The following is a 23,234-nucleotide window of genomic DNA, read 5'->3' on the forward strand; positions in this document are numbered from 1 at the left end:
AGGAGCTCTTTTATTTTGTCATCAAATAAAGGATTGATGTGATTATGCTTTCTCAGACAGAATAATTCGCAGAGTACGACGCAATGGCTCCGCAGCACCCCAAAGCAGTTGGTCACCAACAGTGAAAGCATTTAGGAAATCATCACCCATTGCCATCTTACGTAAACGACCCACTGGTACAGACATTGTGCCCGTAACTTTTGCCGGTGTTAGCTCTTGAGCAGTGATGTCACGGTCGTTAGGAATCACTTTCACCCAATCGTTATGAGTGGCGATGATTTCTTCGATTTCGTCCATTGGTACATTTTGTTTAAGCTTGATAGTAAGTGCTTGAGAGTGACAACGCATCGCGCCAATACGCACACAAGTACCGTCAATTGGGACAGGTGAACTTTGAGAACCCAAAATTTTATTCGCCTCGGCGCCCGCTTTCCACTCTTCTTTACTCTGACCATTATCGCGCTTCACATCGATCCATGGGATCAACGAACCAGCTAGTGGCACACCGAACTTATCGGTAGGGAAAGAGCCGCTGCGCATTGTATCCGCGACTTTCTTATCGATATCTAGGATAGAGCTTGATGGGTTTGCAAGTTCAGAGCTAACAGAGTCATTGATAACGCCCATTTGCGAGATCAATTCACGCATATTTTGCGCACCAGCACCAGATGCGGCTTGGTAAGTCATTGCGCTTGTCCACTCAACAAGGCCTTTCTCAAATAGACCACCTAGCCCCATTAGCATTAAACTAACCGTACAGTTACCACCGACAAATGTGTTCGTGCCACCGTGGATGCCTTGTTGGATTTGCTTTAAGTTCACTGGATCAAGTGTGATGATCGAATCTTCAGCCATACGTAGCGTAGAGGCCGCGTCAATCCAGTAGCCTTTCCAACCAGCCTGACGAAGTGCAGGGAAAACTTTTTCTGTATAGCTACCACCTTGACAGGTGATTACCGCATCAAGCTGTTTTAAGCTTTCAATATCATACGCGTCTTGCAGTAAGCCTGCGTCTTTTCCTAAGTTAGGAGCAGGAATACCAACTTGAGAAGTACTGTAGAATACTGGTTCGATTAGGTCGAAGTCTTTCTCTTCAACCATACGCTGCATAAGGACTGAACCAACCATACCGCGCCAACCAACTAAACCAACTCTCATCGTATTAACTCTCCATGTATTAAAAAACCTACCCCATAGTTAATTTTTCACAGCAAAATCTCAACCCCTATTTTGTAAATAAGCGCGTTTTTTAACCTTTTCCTCTGAAAAACCGGGTTACACGAGATTTTTTAGTGTTTGGTTTGCGGTTTTAACCATTTTTCAAGTAGGGAAAGCACTTTAGTCCCCTAATTGGTCTTACCACTCAATGAGAAAATAACACATGAAGCACAATAATTTCACATTACACAACATTTAAAACCAAAAAAGTTAAAACAAACTAACAGTTAATTTCACAAGCAAACGTTTTTACCGACGAACATCAAGATAAAACACCAAATGTTCGAAATATAATTTTTGTTAATGTATGTTATGCGCGATTACAACAAGGAGCGCCTTCCTCTATTGCTCCAAGATTGACAGAGGCACATATGAAGCAAGTTACACCACGCCTACCAAGCTTGATACAGGTATTTATCTCGCTCGGTTTATTTCTCCTGCTGGCATTTTCGTTCACAGCCAAGCTAGACCTACCGATTCAGCTAGCGCTATACATCGGTTGGTTCATTGTCATGATATTGGGCATAAAGCTTGGCCATCAGTATAAAGATCTGGAAAAAGCAGCACTAAATGGCATTTCCAATGGACTTGGAGCCGTTTTAATCCTTTTGGCCGTTGGCGCGCTTGTAGGTACTTGGATCTCTGGTGGTATTGTTCCAACCATTATTTACTACGGCCTTAAAGCAATCCACCCTTCCATCTTTTTGCTCGCGACCATGATCATCTGTTCATTGACTGCGCTAGCGACTGGCACATCTTGGGGTGCGGCTGGCACGGCAGGTATTGCAATGATGGGTATCGGTCAAGGTCTTGGTGTTCCTGCGCCAATCACTGCAGGTGCCGTACTTTCAGGCTGTTACTTTGGTGACAAAATGTCGCCTCTATCGGATTCAGTAATCCTTGCTTCATCTATGTCTAACGTTGAAGTGATGGAACATATTAAAGGCATGTTGCCGATAGCACTCATTAGCTACATTATTACAGGCATTATGTTTACTGCATTTGGCTTCCACTACGCAGGTCAAGTTGACATGAGCCAGGTAGACTCTGTCATTAAAGCGATGGAACAGCAGTTCTACATCACCCCTTACTCATTTGTTCCTGTGATCATCGTATTGTCACTTCTAGCGATGCGTATGCCTTCATTTCCAGTAATCAGTTTTGGTTCTCTGCTAGGTATTATTTGGGCAGTGATGATCCAAGATGTCGATTTCCTAACCGCGTTCAACACGGCTTGGGCTCCGTTTGCAATCTCATCTGGCGTAGATTTCATTGACTCAATCCTTAACCGTGGCGGCATGTCTTCAATGCTTGGGTCGGTAGCGGTTATCGTATTTGGCCTTGGTTTTGGTGGTCTACTAGATAAAGTAGGCGTGCTAGAGACTATCGCGAAGCTGTTTGAAAAACGCGTTCAAAGTGCAGGTTCATTGGCAACAAGCACAATTGGTACGGCCTTTATGGGCAACGTATTTGGTTCAGCGATGTACGTTTCACTTATTCTGACCCCAAAAATCTGTGCGAAGAACTACGACCGTCTAGGCTACAAACGTAAGAATTTGTCTCGTAACGCAGAATTTGGCGGCACGCTAACCTCAGGTATGGTCCCTTGGAGTGACAACGGTATCTACATGGCCAGTATTTTGGGTGTTGCTACACTGTCTTATGCCCCGTTCATGTGGCTGAGTTTTGTATGTATCATCGTAACGATCTTCACTTCTTACATGGGTTGGTTTGTTGATAAGTGCGAACCAACAGCAGAAGCAGTTGAAGAAGCTGAAGGCGAATTGAAGCAGCAAACCGCTTAACTTCGTAGAGATAGGAAGAACCTCCCTTCCGAATTCAATACTAAAAAAGAGCGCTTTAAAGCGCTCTTTTTTTATTTCCAAAACAAATCGTTAGCTTTGTTTTACTGGCGTTTTTACGGCTGCACGCTTCCCAAACCAATAGCCCAAGCCAAGCGGTGCAAAGAATATAACGGCAATGAACAGAATAAAGTAGATGATGGTACTTTTGACAAGTGCAATCAGCTTAGTCATTGCGAGATTCACAACCTCTTGCGACACTCGATCCATATCTTGAGCAAACTTCTCGCGCTCATGGGTAATGATCTGTGCGATTTCTTGACGTTCTCTGGCAACCATCAGCTCTATAGCTTGGCGTTCTTCACCCAACTGAGATAAACGCGCCTCCGTCCTTTGATCGATATCGTCAACCAAAGGTTGTAACTCCAGCGCCATTTGTTCTGCCAAATAACGCATGTACTCTGGGTTGTTATCGATGAAATCCCTCATCGAATCAGCGGTAACTTGCAAACTATTGAGCGCCACATTGACTTTTTCGATACTGGCAGAGCTATTCAAGGCCAACAACTGCGCTTTCCACGTCATAATTTTTGGTGTCTGTTCTGATACCAGACTTAGACGATCAGAGACATCCCCAAGTGCTTCTGGCATCGTGCCTAGCGTTGTAACGGCTTCCTCTTCGCTAATTTGGTTTGCATCTAACCACCTACGGTAAGCCGGAGTCCTAATCATGCTTAAATCAGCGAATGGATGCTGCTTGGCGAACTCTGCAACAAACGTTTGTGTCTTGATGTATGCTTCTTTCTTCAATAAAGATTGAGCCAGTTTATCTACCTCTTTCGCTAAATAAACGGAAACTAACTTGGCCTCATCAGACGCAAAGAGCTCATTACCAGAAGCGGTAGTAAAGAACTGTTCCATTTGTAGAGTGAAAGTCCATGTATCAATCAGTGCAGCCATTGGGGACACTTGGTATGCAGAAGCTTGGATGCCTTCTTCAGCATTTATCTTCCAAAGTAAAATATAAGATTGATGAACTTTATCATGAGGCTCATATTGTTCGTGTAGTGCGTCTGCTGCTTGCTCAACCTGAGCAAAAAACTGCTGCGCATACTCACGAGTCAAAAGACGCATATTGAGCTCTTGTTTGGTAAGAGGGACGGTTTGACTCTCGATCTTGACTTCGAGCAGGGAGCACCCTGAAAGCATCATAACCAGCCCTATCAACATCATTGAAGACATTCGGCGAACGGACATGAAAACACCTTTAACAAATTGTATAGAACAGGAATAAAGCGAACTAAGTCATATAGTTCGAGCCTTTATTACCTCAACTCTTATGACATTAAGTCAGAGCAATATCAATCTGTTAGCGCTTCTGTTATCTTTTCACTATTGAGAACATTATTAGCAAAAAGTATGGTTTGTTTTAGGACATCATCTAAACATGCCAACTTCTCTTCCGGCACTTTTTGCCCTTGTTTAATCAACAGTTCAATATCACCCGAAATACAGTGCAATGGCATTGCACCTAAACTCCCTGAGACCCCTTTAAGACTGTGTGCGGCTCTTTGCGCTTGCTCTTTATCCTCTTCTAACAGCTGATACATTTTAGTGCCATCGCCAGAGTGATCCTGAATAAAGACCTCCAGTAACATCCGCACAGCGCCCTCGTCACCAGACAGAGAATCTAACATTTTATTGATATCTATGTACGGCTCACGTTCCACTACTTCCACTTGTGATGAATTCACCTCATTACAACTTTCTTCGTTCATTTGGACGTTTTGAAAATTTTCTGACTGAGCTGAGGGAACAGTGTTAGCTCCATTTTCATCATCGCCAACTTGCTCTGACTTTTTATCATCGGTTCTGGGTAGTGGTATCGGTTGACTCGTTTTTGGGGAGAAGGCTCCCCATGAAATGAGGAAAAGGAGCAAACCACTGATTACAGACAACCAAACAATAAAAGTCATTAGCTTCTGTTCCAACTGATCATTTATCGAAGTTAACTGGTTCGGGAAATCTGGATTAAGCAGTTGATTGGATAAATAACTGCCCTGTGCCTGAGCAGATAGTGCGCTTGAGGTTTGAGCAAGCTGGCGCTGAAGAGCACTTCGCTCTTCGGGAGAGAGCGTCTCTGATTCAATAAAAAGTCGGTCTAAGTCACGGTAAGTATCGCTATTCGTTGCAGAGTCACTAAAGACAGACTCAAAAACAAGCGCACCTAAGCGATAGTACATTGCCTGAATTTGCTCAGAGTTTTCTGTTCGAGCACGGCTGCTTCGTAACTGTTCTGCTAACGAAACCAATTCACTGTCACTTCTTACAAAAGCTCGAGCACTTTCTAAAAATCGGTCGGTCGTATAAAGCAATTGAGTGATGTCTGGTGTGATTTTCCCTTCAGAAAACTCACTTTCAAGCTGTAAGCGAACTGCATAAGCCAACTGAAGTTTCAGTGAAATTTGGTCGACGTGTTTAACACGGTAAGGCAGATCGAAGTTAAAAAAGTGCCTGACTTCTTCAACTTTACTTCCTAACTCATTTACAGTCGAAATCGTTTGAATCGTTTGTTTGGCTTGCAGCCAAATGCCAAGTGCTAAAACACACCACAAAACGAACCAGAACCAAACAAACCGCCGTATTCCTTCTTTTAGCTTCAGCAACACTTGCCCCTCGCATATCTCCATTAATTACAAGCATATACTATGGATGTTTCTTATTCACATAAAAAAAGAGAGCCGTTTGCTCTCTTTATTTAACGATATGATTTTAATTGCGACTTAACTGATCTTTTAGATTTGGAGGCGTCCCTTTAATCGTTAAGGTATCCGTCTCTGGATCATAAAAAATACGCTCGCCAAGTAAGAGACTATCGAAGCTAATATTCAAACCACCACCAGCTCCAACAAATTTAGTCAGTTTGCGAACCGTCGCACGATCACCTGGGAAAGACTCTTCAAGTTCGTACCCTTGCTCTTTGGTGAAATCCATAAAGCTCGTGCCATCTTGGCTTTGAGGAAGCTCTCCGGAAAGTTCTGAGATTTGAACTTCATCACCGGATTTAATTTGCTCATTGCAGTAGTCGTAAACTTGTTTCTTGTACTCGTTCACTTCTTGCTTTTCTAGCTTCGAGTCAGCACAAAAATCATCCACCGCCTGCATCAACACTAAGTTTTGCTGTTTAGTATCTAAGCCAATATCCGCTTGCAGAAAATCTAGGAAGAAGTCCGCCACTTTACGGCCAACGCGTCCTTTAATGTATTGCAGATAACGATTGGATTCCTTGTCGGTCTCGTAGCTCGACAGGTCGATGCGTGCGGCAATATCCATTTTGGTGATATCTAAGTAATCTGTCGCACTGATGTCCAAACCTTCGGTCACTTTTAAACTTTGATTCATTGGTAGGATACCGATGAACAAGTAGTCCGTTGCTAAACTCTGATACTCAGCGAAAACCAAGATACCTTCATCCGCAAATGGGTACTTAATCAACTCTTCTTTCAAGCGATTTGCACTAATTTGTGAGAAGTCGTAAAAATCTCGCTCTCCTTTGCGCATTTCTTGAAGCCAAAATTGAAATTCGCTGTCTGACTGGAAAGCGCCAAAACCTTTACCAGCTTTAGAATGGAATACTCGGTGAAGCTCAGCGACTAAGTTTTCTGTAGATGCATCGTTCTCTAATGATGCTGGACGAAAGTTTACAACCAGCTCGTCCTGATCGTTTTTGCACAGTTGATGCAGAATAACGTTTGAAAGATGAAGACTCATAGTGATTTTATCTTGCTACAAGGTTTTAGTTGATGGGCATTGTAGGTTATCATAAGCCGCTTTTACTATCATTATTAGAGTCTTTATGCCGATTACATCTAAATATACTGACGAGCAAGTAGAAAAAATTCTTGCTGAAGTAGCAACAGTTCTTGAAAAACACGCTGCTTCTCCTGAGTTGACGCTAATGATTGCCGGAAATATCGCAACCAATGTCTTAAATCAACGTGTTGCTGCTTCACAACGCAAAGCGATTGCTGAAAAATTTGCTCAGGCGCTGATGTCTTCTTTAGAAACACCAAAAACACACTAATCACGGACAATAGAACACATACATGGTAGACAGCGGAAACTCATACGGCGAACGTGTATCTCGACTAGTTGGTTGGGGTCACTGGTTTGCATTCTTCAATATCGTTGCGTCGATGTTGATAGGCACACGCTACATTGTTCAGTCTCCTTGGCCCGAGACGTTACTTGGTCAGTTTTATCTGGCGGTTTCTTGGGTTGGTCACTTTGGCTTTCTAGTTTTCGCACTTTACTTGCTTGTTCTATTCCCGTTGACGTTTATCCTGCCATCGCGGAAGTTGTTCCGTTTGGTGGCAGTGATTTTCGCAACCGTTGGGCAAACCATATTATTAATTGATACCCAAGCGTATCAGTCGATCAATTTGCACTTAACTCCCGTTGTCTGGGAGTTACTATTCAGCGAAGACAAAAGTGCGCTCAGCACTGGCCTACAACATTTATTTGTTGTGATGCCGCTGATCTTCCTTATTCAACTCGCACTATCCGAATGGGTATGGCGAAAACAGCGCAAACTATCTCATAAGCACGTAGGACGCCCTCTCGCGGCCGTCTTTTTCCTCAGCTTTATGACCAGCCATTTGGTTTACATTTGGGCAGATGCGTATTTTTACAACCCAATTACTAGCCAGCGTTCAAACTTCCCTTTGTCTTACCCGATGACGGCGAAGAGTTTTATGGAAAAACATGGTCTACTTGACCGTGAGGAATACCTAAAACGTTTAGCAGAAAACGAAGGCAACGTAGAGTTAGTCAACTACCCTCTTGAAAAGCTTGAGTTTAACCGCCGAGTTAATAAGCTCAATGTGTTGATGATCAGCATAAACAATTTACGAGCGGATGCGCTTAACCAAGAAGAGATGCCTAACCTCTATGAGTTTGCTGAAAACAATCAGAACTTCCGTAATCATTACAGCTCAAGTAATGATACATACGGGGCCTTTGGTTTGTTCTATGGCTTACCGACCAGTTATGCATCAAGCATCAAGGCGCAAGGTGCTTCCCCAGTATTGCTCGATGTACTGAAAGATCAGGGCTACAACTTTGGTTTATTCAGTGGCAGTGGGTTTGAAGATGATCTCTACTCAGAAATTATTTTCCGCGACTTGAACTTAGCGGAAGACCTAGATGGCACGCAAGCTCATACCGATAAACAATCTATCGCAAACTGGAATACATGGTTAGCAGAGAAAGCAAGTCAGCCATGGTTTAGTTACATCGAAGTCACCACCGTTGATAATTTTGAATCGATTCCTTCAAATAATGACGAAGAAATGCCCGCAAGTGAGCGATTCAAAAATGCTTATGAATATGCAGTGAAGTCGGCGGATAGAACTATCGCCGGTATTATTGATGAACTAGAAACGACGGGACAACTGACAAACACCATCGTAATCATCACTTCTAATCACGGTAGTGAATTTAACGAAACCAATACGAACAGCTGGGGAGCAAACAGCAACTACAGCCGTTATCAATTACAAGTTCCGATGGTGATCCATTGGCCTGGAATGCTGGCTGGCGAGTTTAATCACAGCACAAGCCACTTGGACCTCTCGGTTACACTGTTGCAAGATATGCTCGGCGTATCTTCCAACCCATATGATTACAGTAGTGGTCGCAACCTATTCGATGAAAGCCGTCGTCGCTGGATCTTGGCGGGCGATACTCGCGAGCTTGCCTTAATTACTAGCTCGCAAACCACAGTGATCGATAAGTTTGGCAACTACAAGCTGTATGACAAAAACTACAAACGACTTCGAGATGATGCACCGAAGTTGCCAGTTTTGATGCAAGGTTTAACTGAGTTACAGCGTTTTTACTCTAAAAACGATTAATACCTAGCAATCCATATACTATTCAAACTCCCCTTTTGGGGGAGTTTTTTGTTTATTTAAACAACACAAACCACAAATTTGCGCAGTAAACATCCAATCAGTTCAACTAGGGGTTTACAACATTTTCAAAGCCTTATATTATTCGCCTCAACAACGGAGAGATGGCTGAGTGGTTGAAAGCACCGGTCTTGAAAACCGGCATACGTTAATAGCGTATCTAGGGTTCAAATCCCTATCTCTCCGCCACTTTTAGAAAAAGCCCGCTAAGAAATTAGCGGGCTTTTTCGCATCTCCAGACTTAAAAAGATTTGTACAAATCACTTACCACTTCTTGAACGCAACTAAGCACTCCGCCACACTCAGAAAGAACCCACAAAAAATTAATGCCCTTTTCGTTCGTTCCAGTGTTGAATCAATTTGATATTTACGTCTAGTTGTATCTACTCATCAATAAAGACTTCTTTAGCGGCATTGATAAGCTGCAAATGGATTGGGACGAGGTCAGCATGATTCGTTCGATATCCACCTCCAACGACAGCTGCGACAGGGATACCTCGAGATTTCACTGTTTGCATCAAAAATCTATCACGTTCTAAAATCCCTTGCGTCGAAACATCAAAATATCCAAGCTCATCGTCTTGATGTATATCGACACCAGCATCGTAGATAACCAAATCAGGGCGATGAAGATTAAGTGCCATATCGACCACTTCTTTAAACGCCATTAAAAAATCCTCATCACCTGTTCCTCGCACCAAAGGCACATCTAGGTCAGACTGAGGCTTCCTCGCTGGAAAGTTTTTATCACAGTGGAAAGAAAGCGTGATGATATCTGGCTCATCGTCACATAAAGTTGCTGTTCCATCCCCATGGTGAACATCACTATCAATGATCAATACTTTATCGACATGCTCGACCTCGAGCGCTTGCCTGGCCGCGATCACTAAGTCATTAAATAAACAAAAACCACTGCCAAACTCTTTGTGTGCGTGGTGATACCCACCACTCAAATGAATGGCCACACCGTACTCAAGTGCCTTTTTTGCGGTCAGAGCCGTGCCCGCTGCTGAAGTTAGCGTCCTGGTGATGAGAGACTCACTCCAAGGAAAACCTATTCGGCGCATCTTCGCAGCTGGCATGTTTCCACTAACAAGTAACTCGACGTATTCCTCGTCATGAACACGTTTTACTTCCCCAACAGTTAATGCTTCGGGCTGGAAAAACTGCGCGTGCTCTTTCCAGTTATCTTTCTCTATATGCACCAATACCGATTCATAGAGGTACTGGTATTTCATAATTGGGTAACGATGCCCCTCTGGCAACTCAAGTTGAGAATAAATCGGGTGGTAGATAAATGGCAGCATGAGAAATTCTTAATAACAATGGTAACGAAATAGTATCAACTTCAAGGGTTGAATAAAATGCAATTTAATTGATAATGATTTTCAATATCAATTAAATTTAATATACATATGAATTCTACTTTCTTTGCTATTCTCGGCGCACTGTTTGGCTCTCTTTGTGCTCTGTCCCTATTTTCATCTCTCGTTGTTGGTGCGTGGTGGTTGGTTGATTTTATTGTGCTTAGCTAACACAATGACTTTCAACTGAAATCAAAAAAACATAGGTGTTTGTATGAGTCAAACCGTCTTTATTACCGGAGCAAATCGCGGCATTGGCCTTAGCTTAACTGAGCTGTACCTGAAGCAAGGCCACCAAGTACATGCTACTAGCCGTTCCTTAGAGAACAGTTCAGAACTACAAACTCTAGCCTCACAATTCAGCAATCTAGTTTTGCACGAACTGGATGTCACGCACTACGAACAAGTCGCTAAGCTTGCCGATAAACTCCCTGCCATCGACTTACTCATCAATAATGCAGGATATTACGGCCCCAAGGGATATGGCTTTGGAAATACTGACGTAGAAGCATGGCGTAAAGTCTTCGAAGTAAACACCATTGCTCCGTTAAAACTGGTTGAGTACTGTTACCCTCGCTTACAACAAGGCAAGATGAAAAAGATTGCTTGTATCTCATCAAAAGTCGGCAGTATGACCGAAAATACGTCCGGCGGCGGCTATATTTATCGCTCATCGAAAGCGGCGCTTAACTCGGTTGTGAAAAGCTTAAGTAATGATTTAACACCTGAAGGATTTACCGTTTTAGCGCTTCACCCTGGTTGGGTAAAAACGGCAATGGGCGGACCAAATGCATTGATAGATACGCAAACCTCCGCACAGGGCCTCGCGAACGTGATAGAGCTGAGTACACCGCAACTTTCAGGTCGATTTATTAACTACGATGGTACTGAGTTACCTTGGTAGCAGCATTAAGACACAACCATCACTAAACCAAATACCATCAAAGCCAGGCTTCATAATCGTGACTTGGTTGGCAAACATAATGTTCATCAGTGATCCACCAGCATAATTCGCGCAATCTAACTTGAATTTATCTACATCCAATCCAGACTTAGGAAAAAGTAGAACAAATAAGGAGAAAGCACGATGGCAGCAGATAGGGATTTGGTTAATTTTAGCGAAGAGCACGAACTAAATTACTGCTTGAGAAGTGCTGGTAAACGCCAAACTCAAGCGAATCGAGATACATTAGTTGACTTGGGCAACCAGGTGAAAGAGGTACTGGACAAACGCGTGTTAACTCAAGGTGAAGTAAGAGGCGCGATCCAAAACCACGGTGATCTGTTCGAGTAATCTATTTTCAAGCATGCGCGGAGTTTAATTACGCCGCGCTTGTCCTATGCCTGCTTACCTTTGGTTGCACGAGATTTAGTCGCGCCACTATTCTTTGAATAACTGCGCTTTTTACGTTTAAACGCAGGACGTTCCACCTTGGGTAGATGACGTAATGAATCAGGGATAGGGCCTGCTTTTACTTGTGCCATCAAGCTATCAATGCGTTGTTCCAGTGCTTGCATGAACGGCTGATATGCTTGATTTCTCTCTGCCATACCTTGTAACTGGTGCTCCCAATGAGCCGTCATATCAGGGTATGTTGAATCTTCTGGCAAGGCATGAATGAGACCTCTTCCCGCAGGAGAACTGAGAATTGACTTACCTTGACGCGTAAGCAGTTGGCGTTTGAACAGCGTGTCCAAAATACCAGCGCGAGTCGCTTCCGTGCCTAGCCCATCAGTGTCACGAAGGATTTTTTTCAGTTCTTTATCCGCAACATAACGGGCGATCCCGGTCATCGCTTGCAACAGCGATGCCTCGGTAAAATGCTTTGGTGGCTCGGTTTTTCGGTCTTTTATTTCCCCTTCACGACAAGTTAACACGGTGCCTTCGGGTAGCGGTGGCACGGCATCAATACCTTCATCTTCCTTGTCAGTTTTGCCCATTAGCGCTTTCCAACCCGGCGAAACTAACTGACGACCTTTCGCGACAAACGTACCACCAGCGATATCGAAAACCAATTTCGCTTCTGCGTAAACCGCCGCCGGATAGAACTGCATGAGGTACTGGCGCGCAATCAATTGATACACTTTCATCTCATTGCCGGAAAGCGCATTCACATTAGCTTGCTTCGGTGTAGGGATAATCGCATGGTGCGCATCCACTTTTTTATCGTTCCAGGCTTTGGACTTTAATGTTAAGTCTGCTCCCTGAACGGCAACTTGCAACTCTTTTGCGTTATTCGCAATAGCAGTTGTCACCGTCCCTGCTTGTGAGTAGTGTTCCATCGGTAAATAGCGACAATCTGAACGCGGGTAAGTGATCAGCTTGTGCTTTTCATACAATGCCTGACAAGTATCTAGTACTTGTTGCGCACTCATACCATAGCGCTTCGCTGCATCGATCTGTAAAGCAGATAATGAATAAGGTAATGGTGCTGATTGCTTGGTTTGCTTTTGTTCCGACTCCGTCACTTTCGCGGGTTGATTTGCAATACGGTTTGCAACGTTTTCCACTAACTTACGGTTTAACACTCGCCCTTCTTCATCCTGCCAAGGCTTGCATGCCTCACTTGGCTTCCAACGAGCACGAATATCAAAAGTACCATTGGCATCTTGATATGGGATCAGAGCATGTAGGGTAAAATAGTCCTTCGGGACAAAGTTTTCGATTTCCTCATCACGACGCACCACTAAGCCAAGAACTGGCGTTTGCACTCGCCCTACCGAGAGAACACCTTGATACCCTGCTTTTTGACCAAGCAAGGTATAAGCACGAGACATGTTCATGCCATACAACCAATCAGCCCGAGAGCGAGCCAATGCAGAAACTGAAAGTGGGATAAACTCGCGATTACTGCGCATAGAACTGAGTGCGCGTTTCACCGCAGGTAAGTTCAAGTCGGAAATCAGCAAACGCTGTGTGGATTCCTTCTTGGTTTTAGATAACTTGCAATAGTCCAGAACTTCATCAACTAACAGCTGACCCTCTCGATCTGGGTCTCCTGCATGAATGACTTCTTTAGCTTCTTTGAGCAATTTACGAATCACTGTTAATTGCTTACTTGCACTTTTCCTCGGTCTGAGCTGCCATTGCTGCGGAACAATTGGTAAATCTGCCATATTCCACTTTTTGTAACGCTCATCGTAAGCGTCGGGTTCGACCTGTTCGAGTAAGTGGCCGATACACCAAGTAACGATATCCCCGTTCCCACAGCGGATGAATCCTTGATCTTTCTTTTGAGGGTTTGGCAGTGCAGCGGCAATCGCACGGCCTAAACTTGGTTTTTCAGCAATAAACAGACGAGACATAACGTTTTGGAAATAAATATAATTAGGGCCACATTATCGAATGTAGCCCTAATAAATCAAGAAAAACTGTATAAATAAACAGTCAGTATATTCGAGTTTTCAGTTATAGAAATTCAACAAACTGAGAAAGGTCACGCTCAGGAACTTTCATCGGTGTACAACCAGGCGTGCCTAAGTACAAGAAACCAACAATCTCATCGTCACCTTCTAAACCAAATGCTTGATGAACTTCTGGATGGAACATCCACTTACCTGAGCGCCAAAACCCTTGAAAGCCTTGCGCTACGGCTGCCATTTGCATCGCTTGTACAGCGCATCCCGCAGATAAGTGTTGCTCTAGTGCTGGTACTTTCTCATGTTCTGTTACTTTAGCAATAACAGTGATCACCATTGGTGCGCGAAATGGGGCATTCTTTACCTTTTCGACCACCGCTTCATCACTATTTTCAGCTTCTGCCGCTTTTACCAATATATCTGACAGTTTTTTCAAACCATCGCCCTGTGCGATAACGAAACGCCAAGGGGTTAATCCCGCATGGTCAGGCGCACGAAGGCCAGCACGAATGATGTTCTCAAGTGCTTTACCTTCTGGAGCAGGCGCGGATAACTTCGCGATAGATCGGCGATTGAGCAAAAGATCGAGAGCGTCCATGAAAGAATCCTTATTGAATATCGTTGTTATTTTGTTTACGCCACTTTAGCACAATCTGCTCCTGCGAATAACAACCGGTTTTCTGTGGGCTTGATAACGTGCTTCACTTAACATCAATCTGGGTTTAATGTTAATTTATTCGCGAAATGAATAAGTTGAACATAGGCAGGTTGATGAACAAGGACAAACAAAACAGCATTTACGAAAAGATCGTTAATGACGAAGATGCCCGTGCCTGTAAGGCGATTCCTGAATCAGCTTGTAATCAAGTTCCCGGCAACTTTCTTAAAATCATTCTCGCTCAGTTTTTAACGAAAGTCGGCGATGCGTTAATCAATCCTAAAGTCACGTTGCCGTGGATACTACAAAGTCTCGGGGCTCCGGTTTACTTAATTGGTTGGCTGGTTCCTATTCGTGAGTCAGGCTCCCTTATCCCACAACTTAGCATCGCGCACTACATCCGACGCATTCCAGTAAGAAAATGGGTCTGGGTAATTGGCAGCATCTTGCAGGCTCTTTCCATATTTGCAATCGGATTGGTCGCATTAACTCTAACAGGAGCAGCTGCGGGTTATGGTGTGATTGCATGTCTTGTGATCTTCAGCCTCTCACGCGGTTTAAATTCCGTCGCATCAAAAGATGTATTGGGCAAAACCATCCCTAAAAACCAACGAGGTCAAGTCAACGGCTGGTCTTCAAGCGCTGCTGGCCTGGTTACGCTGCTTTTCGCTAGCCTTCTGGCACTAGCCTGGTTATGGGACGTAGAGCCGACAGAGCGCTTTTACGGTCTGAGTTTAGGCTTAGCGGGCGTCATATGGCTCATCGCGGCATTAGTCTATGCGCGAATTAATGAGTATGCCGGTGAGGTAGACGGTGGTCGAAATGGCGTCCTCGAAGCATTTAAACAACTCGCGTTACTTAAGACAGACGTGACCTTTCGTCGATTCGTTATCACGCGGACACTATTTTTATGTTCTGCGCTGAGTGCACCGTACTACGTTGTGCTGGCACAGCAATCTCTGGGTGGACAGCTCTGGGTGCTAGCTCTCTTTATGTTTGCGAGTGGCTTAGCCTCCTTTGTGTCAGGTCCTTTCTGGGGAAGAATGTCCGATCGCTCTAGCCGCAGTGTGATGGTCATAGGCGCAATGATGAGCGCGCTACTTGGTGTTGTGTTATTTGTTTACGATACATGGGTCACCGCTAGCCAAAGCTTCCTATTCGTGATTCCTCTGCTTTACTTTTGTGTTTGTATTGCCCACGACGGAATACGAGTCGGACGAAAAACCTATTTAGTTGATATCGCAGAAGGTGACAAACGGACGAGCTATGTAGCCGTGAGTAACACAGTGGTTGGGATAATGCTGCTTCTAATGAGCTCTCTTGGTGTTATGTCGAACTTCTTGAGCCTTTCAGCTGTGGTGTTAGTGTTCTCTTTTATTACTTTTGCTGGCGTGGTAATGGCCAAACAACTGCCAGATATCAGTGACTAGTTCTATACAAAAAAGCTGCGCTCAAAGCGCAGCTTTCATAGTAAACACACCTTGAAAGACTAGAGTTTTACCGCCAATTTAACGCCTTGACGAATCGCACGCACAGCATCAAGTTCACCCGCATGGTCAGCTCCGCCAATGATATGAATTTTCTCTCCAAGTTCAGACCATTTATCTTCAAATGGACGAACAGACTCTTGCCCCGCACAAATGACGACTTTGTCCGCGTTCAATAATTGTTCTTTTCCATCTACATGAATGTGCAAACCTTGATCATCAATTTTATCGTAAGACACGCCACCGACTAAATGTACGCCACGTTTTTCAAGGGTACGTTTATGGATCCAACCTGTTGTTTTACCCGGACCTTTACCTACACGACCTTTACGACGCTGAAGCACCCAGACTTCTTTATCGCTGACCGCATCAGGGTAAGGGTATAAACCACCCGGCTGAGACATCTCCTTGTCGATTCCCCATTCATGCAACCAGTCATCCAACGTTTGTCCAACTGGCTCTGTGAGCATGGTCGCGACATCTACGCCAATGCCACCAGCACCAACGATAGCCACTTTCTCACCGACTGGCGTTTTGTCTCGAATGAGAGTTTGATAGTCGACGACTTTCTCTGGGTTATCAATTCCATCAATATTGACTTTACGTGGCTCAACACCCGATGCCATCACTATCTCATCGTATTCTGTGAGTAAGTCATAGTTCGCTTCCGTCGATAAGTGCAGATTCACGCCTGTTTCATCAATACGGTTAGCGAAATATCGTATCGTCTCTCGAAACTCTTCCTTACCAGGGATCTGCATCGCAAGACGGAACTGACCACCGATGCGGTCGTTCTTTTCGAACAAATCAACCTTATGGCCACGTTCAGCCAGTGTGGTCGCACAAGCCAAGCCCGCAGGTCCAGCACCAACAACTGCAATATTTTTCTTTTTAAAGGCTGGTTCAACAACAATTTCGGTTTCATAGCACGCTAGAGGGTTCACTAAGCAACTGGCGCGCTTACCTTTAAACACGTTATCTAGACACGCCTGATTACAACCAATACACGTATTAATAAGCTGCGCTTTTTCCTGTTCGGCTTTAGCAACAAAGTAAGGATCGGCCAAGAATGGGCGCGCCATCGAAACCATGTCGGCATGACCGGAAGATAAAATGCGTTCTGCTTCATCTGGCGTATTTATACGGTTGCAAGTGATAATAGGAACCGAAACGTGAGGTTTAACTTTTTCCGTAACCCATGTAAACGCACCGCGTGGTACTTGAGTCGCAATGGTCGGAATTCGAGCCTCATGCCAACCGATACCCGTATTAATAATCGTGACGCCAGCCTCTTCAAGTGCTTTTGCCAATTCGATAACGTCTTCAAAAGTGCTGCCCTGCTCGACAAGATCCAGCATAGAAAGACGGAAGATGATGATGAACTTGTCACCCACCGCCTTGCGTACCGCTTTAACAATTTCTAGCGGAAAACGCATACGTTTTTTATAGCTGCCACCCCATTCGTCGTAACGCATATTAGTACGTTTACATAAGAATTGGTTTACCAAGTAACCTTCCGAGCCCATTAACTCGACGCCATCATAACCAGCAAGCTGTGCTAACTCCGCACTATTAGCAAACGCGTCGATGGTTTTCTTTATCTGGCGGTCGCTCATTTCACTCGGAGCAAACTTTGCAATTGGCGCTTTAATGCCAGATGCACTTTGCGAGAATGGATGCATTGCATAACGCCCAGCATGGAGAATTTGCAACGCAATTTTACCACCGTGCTTGTGCACCGCTTCTGTCACAACTTTATGGGCTTTAGCATGTTTTGGCTTGCTGAATTCAGCACTCAACGGGTGTAAACGACCGCGTAAGTTAGGAGAAAAACCTCCGGTTACAATCAGTCCGACACCGCCTTTCGCGCGTTCTTCATAAAAAGCAGCGAGCTTCTGTAATCCTTCTTTGTGCTCTTCTAAGCCCGTGTGCATTGATCCCATCAGAACTCGGTTTCGTAATTGTGTGAAACCGAGGTCCAGTGGCTTTAATAGGTTTGGGTACATGGCAGACATCACTTAACATCCATTGTTATTATCATGGTCTGACCAGATTAAGCCTGCTCAACCAAAAAATCAAACAAGCGTTTACATTTTTGTAACACCGATCAATCTCGTGTGAAAATATGCCAATTGTTGAGTGGTCGTGATAAGCTAAAAAAATGTTATCTTTTGAGATCTTAGAGATAAGAACCCATACTTTGTTAGACTCGGCGTAACTATCTCGTTATGGAGACAAGATGAAAAAACTCTTCAAATTTATTGGTTTGATATTTAAAGGGATATGGAAAAGTATCACTTTCATCAGACTCGCACTGGCAAACCTAATTTTCTTGCTGATGATTGCCGTTTTCTACTTTGCCTTTACTTATACCGGAGACGGTCAACCTGTCGTCGAAAAAGAATCGGCATTGGTGATGAACCTTTCAGGCCCAATTGTCGAACAAAGACGTTATGTAAACCCAATGGACTCTTTTGCTGGTTCCCTTTTGGGTAATGAGTTACCGAAAGAAAACGTCCTTTTCGATATCGTTGATACTATTCGCTACGCGAAAGACGATCCTAAAGTATCTGGATTAGTGCTAGCACTGCGAGACATGCCAGAAACAAATCTCACGAAACTACGTTACATCGCGAAAGCGTTGAACGAATTTAAAGCGTCAGGCAAACCCGTTTACGCCGTAGGTGATTTCTACAACCAAAGCCAATATTACTTGGCAAGTTACGCTGACAAAGTTTATCTGGCACCTGATGGTGGTGTATTGATTAAAGGTTACAGCGCTTACTCAATGTACTACAAAACGTTACTTGAAAAGCTTGATGTTTCTACTCATGTTTTTCGCGTAGGTACTTATAAATCCGCGATCGAACCGTTTATTCGTGATGACATGTCCGATGCGGCGAAAGAGTCAGCAACACGTTGGGTTACTCAATTGTGGAGTGCTTTTGTTGATGACGTAACAACAAACCGAAACATTGATGCGAAAGTGCTTAATCCAACCATGGATGAGCTGATTAACGAGATGAAGTCTGTAAATGGCGATATTGCTCAGCTCGCAGTCAAACTGGGGCTAGTGGATGAACTTGCGACACGCCAAGACATTCGCACTCTATTTGCAAAACAGTTTGGTAGTGACGGCAAAGACAGCTACAACGCGATTGGTTACTACGACTACCTTGCAACGATTCGTCCTGATTACACACTACCTCAACACGACATCGCCGTTGTTCTAGCCAGTGGCGCGATTATGGACGGTCAACAACCTCGCGGAACTGTTGGTGGTGACACGGTCGCAAGCTTGCTGCGTCAAGCACGCAATGATGAAAAAGTGAAAGCGGTCGTGTTACGAGTAGATAGTCCAGGAGGCAGTGCCTTTGCTTCTGAAGTGATTCGTAACGAAGTAGAAGCTCTGAAGCAAGCAGGTAAGCCGGTTGTTGTATCCATGTCGAGTTTGGCCGCTTCTGGTGGTTATTGGATTTCAATGAGCGCAGACAAAATCGTTGCTCAGCCAACAACCCTGACGGGCTCCATTGGTATATTTAGTGTCATCACCACGTTTGAAAAAGGCTTTAGCAAGTTAGGTATTAATACTGATGGCGTTGGCACATCGCCGTTCTCAGGTGACGGTATTACCACTGGCCTTTCTGAGGGCGCGTCTCAAGTGTTCCAATTAGGTATCGAACACGGTTACAAGCGCTTTATTTCTCTAGTTGGCGAGAATCGCGATATGTCTCTAGAGGAAGTTGACAAAGTTGCTCAAGGTCGAGTTTGGACTGGCCAAGATGCACTATCCTTTGGTCTTGTCGATCAAATGGGTGACTTTGATGATGCTGTAGAGCTAGCGGCGAAACTAGCGAACGTGACCGATTACGGCATTTACTGGGTAGAAGAGCCTCTTTCACCTACTGAACTATTTCTGCAAGAGTTTATGAAACAGGTGAAAGTCTCTCTAGGTATTGATGCAACAAGCTTGCTACCAAAAAGTCTTCAACCCGTAGCTCAACAATTCGAACAAGACGCAAGCTTGCTCCAAAGCTTCAACGATCCTAAAGGTCAATACGCATTTTGTTTGAACTGCCAAGTGCAGTAGTTTTTCCATCAATATTACAAAGGGCACTTCTACTTGAAGTGCCCTTTTTATTAGGCTTTGCATCTCCTCAGATGACTTTCTGATGCTGTGCGTATAGCCTCGCATCTCAAGGTTATTTAGGTATATAATCCCCGCCTCTGTTCCCCTACACGAAAGAAAAAACGATGACTAGAAAACACATCTACATCGCTTACACCGGTGGTACCATCGGAATGCAAAAATCCGACCACGGCTATGTGCCTGTTGCTGGCTTTATGGAAAAGCAATTAGCAAGCATGCCCGAATTCCATCGTCCTGAAATGCCGGATTACACCATCCACGAATACGACCCTCTGATTGACTCATCAGATATGACACCTGCTGACTGGCAGCAGATTGCGAATGATATTCGTGACAACTATGACAAATACGATGGTTTCGTTATCCTACATGGTACTGACACCATGGCGTACACAGCGTCAGCATTGTCTTTCATGCTTGAAAACCTTGGTAAGCCAGTGATTGTAACGGGTTCACAAATCCCTCTCGCAGAGCTGCGTTCTGACGGCCAAGCAAACCTATTAAACGCGCTACATATTGCAGCAAACTACCCGATCAACGAAGTAACTTTGTTCTTCAATAATCAATTGATGCGTGGTAACCGCAGCACAAAATCTCATGCAGACGGTTTTAATGCCTTTACTTCACCAAACCTTCCTCCACTATTGGAAGCTGGGATCAATATTCAAGTTAGCAACAGCGTAACCGTTGGTGCACAACCAGAAGGTGAGTTTAAGGTTCACAACATCACGCCACAACCAATCGGGGTGATCACCATGTACCCTGGTATTTCACACGAAGTTATCCGTAACACGCTTCGTCAGCCCGTGAATGCGATGATTCTTCTGACTTTTGGTGTCGGTAATGCTCCTCAGAACCCTGAGCTGCTTGGTCACCTGAAAGAAGCCTCTGAGCGCGGCGTTATTGTCGTCAACCTGACTCAGTGTTTGGCGGGTAAAGTGAATATGGGCGGATATGCCACAGGTTGTGCGCTCGCAGACTCTGGTGTTATCAGTGGCTTTGACATGACGCCCGAAGCGGCGCTGGCAAAACTACACTACCTCCTAAGCCAAAACCTTTCTTACGAAGAAGTAAAAGAGAGAATGCAACAAGTACTGCGTGGTGAAATGAGCCTGTAAGTTCAAGCTTTCTACGATCTAAAAAGCCCAATACAATTTGGGCTTTTTTCTTTCAAAATCAAAATAATAAAATTTTGAGAAATAAGGCGTAAGGATTAATCAATGTTCGGATTGACACGAACAATATCGCTCTCTTCTCCGCTGAATTGTTTTTTAAGCTCTTGTTTTGATTTAAAACTGATTTCACCACCGGCTGCAACCGTCATATGCTGCGCATCAGTATTATGTTTTGATTGATACAACATCACAGCTTGCATACACGAATCTCGCTGCTCTTTAGAAAGTGTTGTACCCTCAGGCCATCTTCCCGTTTCTACTGCATAGACTAAGCGATCATAAACTTCTGGAGTCATCGCTTGTAATAGTTGTTCTGCGTCCATAGTGTACCTTCTTATTACATTCTATTTACAGAACATAACGGGTTAAGAAACTGAGTCAAGAATACGAAAATGAATTGGTGTAACGGATCACAAGCAAAGCCATGAAAAGAACAAACTGGTTACTTCTCAGCCTCGCATGTTTTGCGCTATCGGGCTGTTTTGAAGGTAACGTGACAACCGAAGAGTTGTGCCAAAAAACACCAGAGCTACGTTGCGAGCAGCTCAATATGGATGACGGCCAATGTCGAATTCCAAGAACAAATTTGGTTTGGCATCGGTTTGAGCAATTGAAAAACCCATCAGAGGCCAACCAAATCATCGAATACGGTTTGGTCGCTGAATATAGGAAATGCTTAGAACTCGCCTCCCAGATCACCCCTATTGATCAAAGTGCTCTCAAAAGACAACGCTTTAATGCATTGGTACACAGTATTGATGAGCTAGAGCGCATTGTAAACGAGTTAAAAGGCTCAGAAGACCCGGCTACTTTGTATTTTTTATGGTCTCAAACGGGAGATACTCAAGCTCGGCGCGCATTTTTACAAATGGAAGGGTCTCCCCAATTAAATAATGCTGAGATGCAATATGCATTAGCCACTTTTTATACCAACCGAGATACCAAGAAAACCCTGGAGCTTCTTAATAACGCGTTGTCTTTATCTGATGAAGACAACATCAATCCGGTCATTCTCAAGTCAATGGCAAGTATTCATCAGGGGCTTGGAGACAAAGAGCAAGCGTATCTATGGGCAATGGTCGCGAAGAGATTCGACGTACCGCTTGCTGATGAAAAGCAGCTCCAACGTATGTTCAATTTCAGTCATCCAGAGCGATATAAGCAGTTGGATGAATTAGCCGAATCGGTGGCGAAAGCCATAGAGAAAGGTATCTATTCCCCAGCAATGATACCCACTGAGATATAAACGAAAAACTCCCGCAATGAGCGGAAGTTTTTCGTTTAAGTCGAGCGACACTCAGATCACCGTTGAGCATGAATCATCCTGAAAGGATAAAACAATCTCGAGCACAATTTTGTCGTTATTATTCTGATTTGTTGAAAATTAACGACACAGAATTAACACAAAAACGCTCTCCTGTGGTCTGTGGGCCATCTTCAAAAACGTGCCCTAGATGGCTATCACACGTTGCACAACGAATCTCTGTACGTACCATTCCGTGACTTAGATCTTCTAAATAGCGCACCGCTTGATCGTTGATAGGCGCATCAAAACTTGGCCATCCGCAGCCAGAGTCATACTTGTTATCAGAGACAAAGAGAGGGGCATTACAACAAGTACAAGCATAAACACCAGTTTCCTTATTATGCAGTAGCTTACCGCTGAAAGGAGGCTCTGTACCTTGCTCTCGGCAAACACGGAACTCTTCATCAGACAGTTGCTCACGCCACTGTTCATCTGACTTCGTCATTTTTTTCCCGCTTTGTTCCACGACTTTCGGCTCCTTATTTACTGTTCTTGGTATTGACTTTTTTAGCAAAAAACTTGCTTCTCTTAACAGTTGTAGCACATACTTTCTCACCAGGACACCATGCGTAATTAATTTGATAAGAGCACTTATCTCACCAGTTATATTACGCCAACTGGGCTACAGAAGAATCAGTTAAAAGTTTAAAAAACGTACATTTGCAAAGAATTGTTAAAAAAAGCGTCGCTTTTTTTTGACTTTAAACAAGTTAAGTCCGATTATCACTTGCAGATGTTTACT

At 44.1% G+C, this 23,234-nt stretch carries 19 protein-coding genes and 1 tRNA gene; 10 read left to right on the plus strand and 10 right to left on the minus strand.

The window, feature by feature from the left end:
* Nucleotides 1–42: 42 nt before the first annotated feature.
* Nucleotides 43–1,158, minus strand: a complete 1,116-nt coding sequence (asd, locus tag R8N28_RS08600; protein WP_005380727.1) for an aspartate-semialdehyde dehydrogenase — start codon at nt 1,156–1,158, stop codon at nt 43–45.
* 431 nt (nt 1,159–1,589) lie between these two features.
* On the opposite strand from asd, the gene nhaC reads away from it, so the two are divergent.
* Nucleotides 1,590–3,023, plus strand: a complete 1,434-nt coding sequence (gene nhaC, locus R8N28_RS08605; RefSeq protein ID WP_005380726.1) for a Na+/H+ antiporter NhaC — start codon at nt 1,590–1,592, stop codon at nt 3,021–3,023.
* A 90-nt stretch (nt 3,024–3,113) separates the two neighbouring features.
* Here the strand turns inward: nhaC and R8N28_RS08610 are convergent, their stop codons facing one another.
* The 3 genes from R8N28_RS08610 to yejK all read right to left on the minus strand — a co-directional run bounded on the left by R8N28_RS08610 (nt 3,114) and on the right by yejK (nt 6,791).
* Nucleotides 3,114–4,277, minus strand: coding sequence for a chemotaxis protein (locus tag R8N28_RS08610; protein WP_065274725.1), 1,164 nt, complete (start codon nt 4,275–4,277; stop codon nt 3,114–3,116).
* 104 nt (nt 4,278–4,381) lie between these two features.
* Nucleotides 4,382–5,710: an Hpt domain-containing protein gene (locus tag R8N28_RS08615; RefSeq protein ID WP_082240159.1), complete on the minus strand. Its 1,329-nt coding sequence runs from the start codon at nt 5,708–5,710 to the stop codon at nt 4,382–4,384.
* Nucleotides 5,711–5,792: 82 nt separating this feature from the next.
* A complete protein-coding gene (gene yejK, locus R8N28_RS08620) occupies nt 5,793–6,791 on the minus strand; it encodes a nucleoid-associated protein YejK (RefSeq protein ID WP_005380723.1) in 999 nt (332 codons plus the stop codon).
* An 85-nt stretch (nt 6,792–6,876) separates the two neighbouring features.
* On the opposite strand from yejK, the gene R8N28_RS08625 reads away from it, so the two are divergent.
* From R8N28_RS08625 to R8N28_RS08635, 3 genes are all read left to right on the plus strand, one after another.
* Nucleotides 6,877–7,104 carry a YejL family protein gene (locus R8N28_RS08625; RefSeq protein WP_005380722.1) on the plus strand — a complete coding sequence of 76 codons (228 nt, stop codon included), beginning with the start codon at nt 6,877–6,879 and terminating at the stop codon, nt 7,102–7,104.
* Between the two features lie 22 nt (nt 7,105–7,126).
* A complete protein-coding gene (locus R8N28_RS08630) occupies nt 7,127–8,935 on the plus strand; it encodes a DUF3413 domain-containing protein (RefSeq protein WP_065274726.1) in 1,809 nt (602 codons plus the stop codon).
* A 155-nt stretch (nt 8,936–9,090) separates the two neighbouring features.
* Nucleotides 9,091–9,181, plus strand: a tRNA-Ser gene (locus R8N28_RS08635).
* A 194-nt stretch (nt 9,182–9,375) separates the two neighbouring features.
* Here the strand turns inward: R8N28_RS08635 and R8N28_RS08640 are convergent.
* Nucleotides 9,376–10,299, minus strand: coding sequence for a histone deacetylase (locus R8N28_RS08640; protein ID WP_053304185.1), 924 nt, complete (start codon nt 10,297–10,299; stop codon nt 9,376–9,378).
* Between the two features lie 271 nt (nt 10,300–10,570).
* Here R8N28_RS08640 and R8N28_RS08645 point away from each other — a divergent pair, with 271 nt between their 5' ends.
* Together R8N28_RS08645 and R8N28_RS08650 are read left to right on the plus strand one after the other, a co-directional pair.
* Nucleotides 10,571–11,260, plus strand: a complete 690-nt coding sequence (locus tag R8N28_RS08645) for an SDR family oxidoreductase (RefSeq protein WP_005384911.1) — start codon at nt 10,571–10,573, stop codon at nt 11,258–11,260.
* 183 nt (nt 11,261–11,443) lie between these two features.
* Nucleotides 11,444–11,650, plus strand: a complete 207-nt coding sequence (locus R8N28_RS08650; RefSeq protein WP_005380717.1) for a hypothetical protein — start codon at nt 11,444–11,446, stop codon at nt 11,648–11,650.
* 44 nt (nt 11,651–11,694) lie between these two features.
* Here R8N28_RS08650 and R8N28_RS08655 read toward each other — a convergent pair whose 3' ends face one another.
* The gene (locus tag R8N28_RS08655; protein ID WP_053304184.1) at nt 11,695–13,662 is read right to left on the minus strand and encodes a DNA topoisomerase III; all 1,968 of its coding nucleotides are present in this window, start codon (nt 13,660–13,662) and stop codon (nt 11,695–11,697) included.
* Between the two features lie 103 nt (nt 13,663–13,765).
* Nucleotides 13,766–14,314, minus strand: a complete 549-nt coding sequence (locus R8N28_RS08660; RefSeq protein ID WP_005380711.1) for an NAD(P)H nitroreductase — start codon at nt 14,312–14,314, stop codon at nt 13,766–13,768.
* A gap of 173 nt (nt 14,315–14,487) precedes the next feature.
* Between R8N28_RS08660 and R8N28_RS08665 the strand changes: the two genes are divergently transcribed.
* Complete coding sequence (locus R8N28_RS08665) at nt 14,488–15,804, plus strand: MFS transporter (protein ID WP_053304183.1); 1,317 nt, start codon at nt 14,488–14,490, stop codon at nt 15,802–15,804.
* A 59-nt stretch (nt 15,805–15,863) separates the two neighbouring features.
* On the opposite strand, the gene R8N28_RS08670 is transcribed toward R8N28_RS08665, so the two are convergent.
* Nucleotides 15,864–17,876: an NADPH-dependent 2,4-dienoyl-CoA reductase gene (locus R8N28_RS08670; protein WP_262635304.1), complete on the minus strand. Its 2,013-nt coding sequence runs from the start codon at nt 17,874–17,876 to the stop codon at nt 15,864–15,866.
* A 224-nt stretch (nt 17,877–18,100) separates the two neighbouring features.
* On the opposite strand from R8N28_RS08670, the gene sppA reads away from it, so the two are divergent.
* Complete coding sequence (gene sppA, locus R8N28_RS08675) at nt 18,101–19,951, plus strand: signal peptide peptidase SppA (protein WP_005380705.1); 1,851 nt, start codon at nt 18,101–18,103, stop codon at nt 19,949–19,951.
* Nucleotides 19,952–20,115: 164 nt separating this feature from the next.
* Nucleotides 20,116–21,129 (plus strand): asparaginase, encoded by a 1,014-nt coding sequence (gene ansA, locus R8N28_RS08680; protein ID WP_017635822.1) that lies wholly within the window; start codon nt 20,116–20,118, stop codon nt 21,127–21,129.
* A gap of 95 nt (nt 21,130–21,224) precedes the next feature.
* Here the strand turns inward: ansA and R8N28_RS08685 are convergent, their stop codons facing one another.
* Nucleotides 21,225–21,509, minus strand: a complete 285-nt coding sequence (locus R8N28_RS08685) for a YeaC family protein (RefSeq protein ID WP_005380700.1) — start codon at nt 21,507–21,509, stop codon at nt 21,225–21,227.
* A gap of 101 nt (nt 21,510–21,610) precedes the next feature.
* Between R8N28_RS08685 and R8N28_RS08690 the strand changes: the two genes are divergently transcribed.
* Nucleotides 21,611–22,432: a DUF2989 domain-containing protein gene (locus tag R8N28_RS08690; protein WP_065274728.1), complete on the plus strand. Its 822-nt coding sequence runs from the start codon at nt 21,611–21,613 to the stop codon at nt 22,430–22,432.
* 118 nt (nt 22,433–22,550) lie between these two features.
* Here the strand turns inward: R8N28_RS08690 and msrB are convergent, their stop codons facing one another.
* Nucleotides 22,551–22,937, minus strand: a complete 387-nt coding sequence (msrB, locus tag R8N28_RS08695) for a peptide-methionine (R)-S-oxide reductase MsrB (RefSeq protein WP_082240174.1) — start codon at nt 22,935–22,937, stop codon at nt 22,551–22,553.
* Nucleotides 22,938–23,234 lie beyond the last annotated feature (297 nt).

The organism is Vibrio sp. Vb1554 (assembly GCF_033344235.1).

Excerpts from the sequence above, each read along its gene's own strand:
- asd (WP_005380727.1), bottom strand. The coding sequence starts at position 1,158 with ATGAGAGTTGGTTTAGTTGGTTGGCGCGGTATGGTTGGTTCAGTCCTT.
- nhaC (WP_005380726.1), top strand. The coding sequence starts at position 1,590 with ATGAAGCAAGTTACACCACGCCTACCAAGCTTGATACAGGTATTTATC.
- R8N28_RS08610 (WP_065274725.1), bottom strand. The coding sequence starts at position 4,277 with ATGTCCGTTCGCCGAATGTCTTCAATGATGTTGATAGGGCTGGTTATG.
- R8N28_RS08615 (WP_082240159.1), bottom strand. The coding sequence starts at position 5,710 with ATGGAGATATGCGAGGGGCAAGTGTTGCTGAAGCTAAAAGAAGGAATA.
- yejK (WP_005380723.1), bottom strand. The coding sequence starts at position 6,791 with ATGAGTCTTCATCTTTCAAACGTTATTCTGCATCAACTGTGCAAAAAC.
- R8N28_RS08625 (WP_005380722.1), top strand. The coding sequence starts at position 6,877 with ATGCCGATTACATCTAAATATACTGACGAGCAAGTAGAAAAAATTCTT.
- R8N28_RS08630 (WP_065274726.1), top strand. The coding sequence starts at position 7,127 with ATGGTAGACAGCGGAAACTCATACGGCGAACGTGTATCTCGACTAGTT.
- R8N28_RS08640 (WP_053304185.1), bottom strand. The coding sequence starts at position 10,299 with ATGCTGCCATTTATCTACCACCCGATTTATTCTCAACTTGAGTTGCCA.
- R8N28_RS08645 (WP_005384911.1), top strand. The coding sequence starts at position 10,571 with ATGAGTCAAACCGTCTTTATTACCGGAGCAAATCGCGGCATTGGCCTT.
- R8N28_RS08650 (WP_005380717.1), top strand. The coding sequence starts at position 11,444 with ATGGCAGCAGATAGGGATTTGGTTAATTTTAGCGAAGAGCACGAACTA.
- R8N28_RS08655 (WP_053304184.1), bottom strand. The coding sequence starts at position 13,662 with ATGTCTCGTCTGTTTATTGCTGAAAAACCAAGTTTAGGCCGTGCGATT.
- R8N28_RS08660 (WP_005380711.1), bottom strand. The coding sequence starts at position 14,314 with ATGGACGCTCTCGATCTTTTGCTCAATCGCCGATCTATCGCGAAGTTA.
- R8N28_RS08665 (WP_053304183.1), top strand. The coding sequence starts at position 14,488 with ATGAACAAGGACAAACAAAACAGCATTTACGAAAAGATCGTTAATGAC.
- R8N28_RS08670 (WP_262635304.1), bottom strand. The coding sequence starts at position 17,876 with ATGTCTGCCATGTACCCAAACCTATTAAAGCCACTGGACCTCGGTTTC.
- sppA (WP_005380705.1), top strand. The coding sequence starts at position 18,101 with ATGAAAAAACTCTTCAAATTTATTGGTTTGATATTTAAAGGGATATGG.
- ansA (WP_017635822.1), top strand. The coding sequence starts at position 20,116 with ATGACTAGAAAACACATCTACATCGCTTACACCGGTGGTACCATCGGA.
- R8N28_RS08685 (WP_005380700.1), bottom strand. The coding sequence starts at position 21,509 with ATGGACGCAGAACAACTATTACAAGCGATGACTCCAGAAGTTTATGAT.
- R8N28_RS08690 (WP_065274728.1), top strand. The coding sequence starts at position 21,611 with ATGAAAAGAACAAACTGGTTACTTCTCAGCCTCGCATGTTTTGCGCTA.
- msrB (WP_082240174.1), bottom strand. The coding sequence starts at position 22,937 with ATGACGAAGTCAGATGAACAGTGGCGTGAGCAACTGTCTGATGAAGAG.